Annotated in this window: 3 protein-coding genes; 2 read left to right on the plus strand and 1 reads right to left on the minus strand. The window is 64.6% G+C overall.

The window, feature by feature from the left end:
* Positions 1-2,892 (plus strand): MMPL/RND family transporter (locus TX88_RS18670; RefSeq protein WP_044518686.1); only part of this gene is annotated, 2,892 nt, incomplete at its 5' end.
* On the opposite strand, the gene TX88_RS18675 is transcribed toward TX88_RS18670, so the two are convergent.
* Positions 2,889-3,662 (minus strand): ArsR/SmtB family transcription factor, encoded by a 774-nt coding sequence (locus TX88_RS18675; RefSeq protein WP_044518687.1) that lies wholly within the window; start codon positions 3,660-3,662, stop codon positions 2,889-2,891. The two genes, TX88_RS18670 and TX88_RS18675, sit on opposite strands and share 4 nt — an antisense overlap.
* Positions 3,663-4,212: 550 nt before the next feature.
* Between TX88_RS18675 and TX88_RS34710 the strand changes: the two genes are divergently transcribed.
* A partial coding sequence (locus TX88_RS34710; protein WP_244438453.1) for a C40 family peptidase occupies positions 4,213-4,799 on the plus strand: 587 nt, incomplete at its 3' end.

The following is a 4,799-nucleotide window of genomic DNA, read 5'->3' on the forward strand; positions in this document are numbered from 1 at the left end:
ACCCACGACGCCCCGACCGAAGCCTTCCCGGTCACCGGGCCGCGGCATGCCCAGCACGGCGGGATCGCCAAGTGGATCAGGCGCCTGGCAGTGCCGATCATCCTCGGCTGGATCGTCCTCATCGGCATCCTGAACACCGTTGTGCCCCAGCTCGAAGAAGTGGGCAAGATGCGGTCGGTGTCGATGAGCCCCGACGAGGCGCCGTCGATGATCGCCATGAAGCGCGTCGGCGAGGTGTTCCAGGAGTTCAAGTCCAACAGCTCGGTGATGGTCGTGCTCGAGGGCGACGAGCCCTTGGACATCAAAGCCCACGACTACTACGACGAAGTCGTCGCCAAGCTCGAGGCCGACAAGAAGCACGTCGAGCATGTCCAGGACTTCTGGGGCGATCCGCTGACCGCCTCCGGCGCCCAGAGCTCCGACGGCAAGGCCGCTTACGTTCAGGTCTACACCGCCGGTAACCAGGGCGAGGCGCTGGCCAACGAATCGGTCGAGACCGTCCAGCAGATCGTCGAGAGTGTCACGCCGCCGCCCGGCGTCAAGGCCTATGTGACCGGCCCGGCCGCGTTGGCCGCTGATCAGCACATCGCCGGTGACCGCAGCGTCAAGATCATCGAAGCGCTGACCTTCACCGTCATCATCATCATGTTGCTGCTGGTATACCGCTCCATCGTCACGGTGATCCTCACCCTGGTGATGGTGGTGCTGTCACTGTCGGCGGCCCGCGGCGTCGTCGCCGCGCTGGGCTACTACAACATCATCGGCCTGTCGACGTTCGCCACCAACCTGTTGGTGACGCTGGCCATCGCGGCATCCACCGACTACGCGATCTTCCTGATAGGCCGATATCAAGAGGCCCGAAGTATCGGTGAGGACCGGGAACAGTCCTACTACACGATGTTCCACGGCACCGCGCACGTCGTGCTCGGCTCGGGTCTGACCATCGCCGGCGCGACGCTGTGTCTGCACTTCACCAACCTTCCGTATTTCCAGTCGCTGGGTATCCCGCTGGCGATCGGCATGGTCACCGGCGTCGTCGCCGCTCTGACGCTGGGGCCGGCGATCATCTCGGTGGCCAGCAGGTTCGGTAAGACGCTGGAACCCAAGCGGGCCATGCGCACCCGCGGCTGGCGCAAGATCGGTGCGGCCGTGGTGCGCTGGCCCGGACCGATCCTGATCGCCACCATCGCGCTGTCGCTGATCGGTCTGCTGACCCTGCCCGGGTACAAGACCAACTACAACGACCGCAAGTACCTGCCTGCGGATCTGCCGGCCAACACGGGGTACGCCGCATCGGATCGGCACTTCTCACAGGCCCGCATGAACCCCGAACTGCTGCTCATCGAGAGCGACCACGATCTGCGCAACTCGGCGGACTTCCTGGTGATCGACCGCATCGCCAAGCGAATCTTCCAGGTGCCCGGCATTTCTCGGGTCCAGGCCATCACGCGCCCGCAGGGGACGCCGATCGAGCACACCTCGATCCCGTTCCAGATCAGCATGCAGGGCACCACCCAGATGATGAACATGAAGTACATGCAGGACCGCATGAAGGACATGTTGGTTCAGGCCGACGAGATGCAGAAGACGGTCGACACAATGACCAAGATGCTCGCGTTGACCAAGGAAATGTCGGATACCACGCACAGCATGGTCGGAAAGATGCACGGCATGGTCGTCGATGTCGCCGAAATGCGGGACCACATCGCCGATTTCGACGACTTCCTCCGCCCGATCCGCAACTACCTGTACTGGGAACCGCACTGCTACGACATCCCGATGTGCCAGTCGATGCGCTCGGTCTTCGACGCCCTCGACGGCATCGACACCATGACGGACGACATCCAGAAGTTGATGCCGGACATGGATCGTCTCGACGAGCTCATGCCGCAGATGGTCACGATCATGCCGCCGATGATCCAGACCATGAAGAACATGAAGACGATGATGCTGACCATGCAGGCCACCATGGGGGGTCTGCAGGATCAGATGGAAGCGATGATGAAGAACCAGACGGCCATGGGCCAGGCGTTCGACGCTTCCAAGAACGACGACTCGTTCTACCTGCCGCCGGAGACCTTCAACAACCCGGACTTCAAGCGCGGCATGAAGATGTTCCTGTCCCCCGACGGGCATGCGGTGCGGTTCATCATCAGCCACGAGGGCGATCCGATGAGCCCCGAGGGGATCTCACACATCGATGCGATCAAGAACGCCGCCAAGGAGGCCATCAAGGGCACTCCGCTGGAGGGTTCCAAGATCTACCTCGGCGGTACCGCGGCCACCTTCAAGGACATGCAGGAAGGCGCCAACTACGACCTGATGATCGCCGGAATCGCCGCGCTGTGCCTGATCTTCATCATCATGTTGATCCTCACGCGCAGCGTGGTGGCTGCCGCGGTGATCGTCGGCACCGTCGTGTTGTCCCTGGGCGCATCGTTCGGTCTGTCGGTGCTCATCTGGCAGCACCTGATCGGACTGGAACTGCACTGGATGGTCCTCGCGATGGCGGTCATCGTGCTGTTGGCGGTGGGCGCTGACTACAACCTGCTCCTGGTCTCCCGATTCAAAGAGGAGATACACGCGGGCCTGAACACCGGCATCATCCGCGCGATGGGCGGAACCGGGTCGGTGGTCACGTCGGCGGGCCTGGTGTTCGCGTTCACCATGATGTCGATGGCGGTCAGCGAGCTGGCCGTGATCGGCCAGGTGGGAACCACGATCGGCCTGGGTCTGCTGTTCGACACCCTGGTGATCCGATCCTTCATGACGCCGTCCATCGCGGCGCTGATGGGCAAGTGGTTCTGGTGGCCGCAGCGGGTGCGTCAGCGTCCGCTGCCTGCGCCGTGGCCGACGCCCGCTCGGCGTGAGCCGGAGGAGTCGCTGGTCTAGTCGGCCTGCTCCAGCCCGGACTTCAGGCTGGACAGCTTGAGCGGCCAACCGTGCGCGATCAGTTCCCGCACGATGCTGCCCGGGTCGAACCCGTCGTGGGTCACGGTGAGCTTCACCTGATCCTCGACGGGTTCGATGTCGAACGACACGCGTGACCGGCGTTCGGCCGCGGCGGCGCCGATGGTCTCCTCGCCGAGATCCGGGGCGATCTGCTGCAGTTCGGGCGTGAACGCGTGGAACGTGAAGCCCAGCCGCTGGTAGGGATCGGACTCGACGATCACCTGCTCGGGGTCCTCGATCCGCAGCCCGTCCTCGACCCAGACATAGCTCGACCCCTTCTGCCACTCGGATTCGATGGCGTGGCCCATATAGCTGCCGGAGAACGCCGGATTGGTGATGGCCTGCCACAGCCGTTCCGGGGTGGTGCGGATATAGGTCGTGTACACGAAGTCCCCGGCCGCGGCGGGGCCCTCCAGCACCGTCTTGAGATCCGCGTGGGTCTGCACCCTGATGGCGTCGTAGCGGTCGATCCAACGTTCGGCGATGGCATTGATTGGCTCCGCGTTGAGGTAGTGCAGCTTTTCCCGTCCCTGGCGAACTGTCGTGATCAGGTTCGCCGCCTCCAGCACCGCGAGGTGCTTGCTGACCGACTGCCGGGCCATCGACAAGCCGCTGCAGAGCTCTCGCAGACTCTGCCCGTTCCGCTCATTGAGGGTGTCCAGGAGTCGCCGCCGGCTCGGGTCTGCCAGTGCCTTGAATACTTCGTCCACCCTCGCCGTCCTTTCCTGTGCAGCCGCTCCGTCTCCTCCCGTAAATAATGCAGCCAATTGGCTGCATGTCAACTACCGCAGTCGGCGCAGACTGGCTCCGGAACCGGAAATCCGTCCTGTGGATCGGGGTCGGCCAGCCACCATGAAAAGGGTGGTGGCGTTGCCGGAATCGCCGCCACCCGCTCCGGGCGTATCCGGGACGCCGCGTCGCGGCCACTCGGGGATGCCCACGGCGCCCCCGGAACCGGAGCCCAGGGCCTCGTGGCTCGAAATATCCTTCACATCAATGTAATTCGGCATACACTTGCGCGACGCAAGCCTGATTCAGACGATCCGATTCGAAGCACAAGTCCAGTGCCGCAGCACTATTGGTGATTGCGCGATGTGTCCGCCGAGCCTCTGGCAAACACGCGCCGCTGGCAACCGAATGACCCGCGCAGGCAGGCGCACTCAATCCCAGAATGGGTGAAGCAGTCCATATGCGGTACCTGTTGTGAACGGAGTCACATATTTTGCCCGCTCAAAATCTGCTCTGCTAGCGTCCCGCCGCATGTTTGCTATCGCGACGCTTATGGCGCTTGTCCAGCAGGTTTCGGGCACGCCGTACATCTCCGGTGGAGACTCCCCATCCGGAACGGACTGCTCGGGCCTGGCTTCCTGGGTCAGCAACATGGCCACCGGGCGACCGGTCTACGGGGACCGCTTCAACACCGGCAACCAGGAGCGCGCGCTCCTGGCCCGCGGCTTCAAGTACGGCACCCAGCCCGGCGCCCTGGTGATCGGCTGGAACAGCGGCCACACCGCGGTGACCCTGCCGGACGGCACGCCCGTTTCCTCGGGCGAGGGCGGCCACGGAGTGCGGATCGGCGGCGGCGGCGCCTACCAGCGCCAGTTCAGCCACCACATGTACCTGCCGATGGCAGCAGAGGCACCCCAGGATGCGCCTGCAGACGCGCCCCTGCCGTTCGACGCTCCCCCGCCCCGGCCCCCATCGAGCAGATGGCCGGCCCGGCTCCGATCGATCCGTTCGCACCGCCGCCCCGGCCCCGATCGATCCGTTCGCACCGCCGCCCCCGGCCGACCCGATGGCCGCCCCGGCCCCGATGGACCCGTTCGCGCCGCCGCCCCCGGCCGACG

It is taken from the genome of Mycolicibacterium septicum DSM 44393 (assembly GCF_000455325.1).
GTDB lineage: Bacteria > Actinomycetota > Actinomycetes > Mycobacteriales > Mycobacteriaceae > Mycobacterium > Mycobacterium septicum.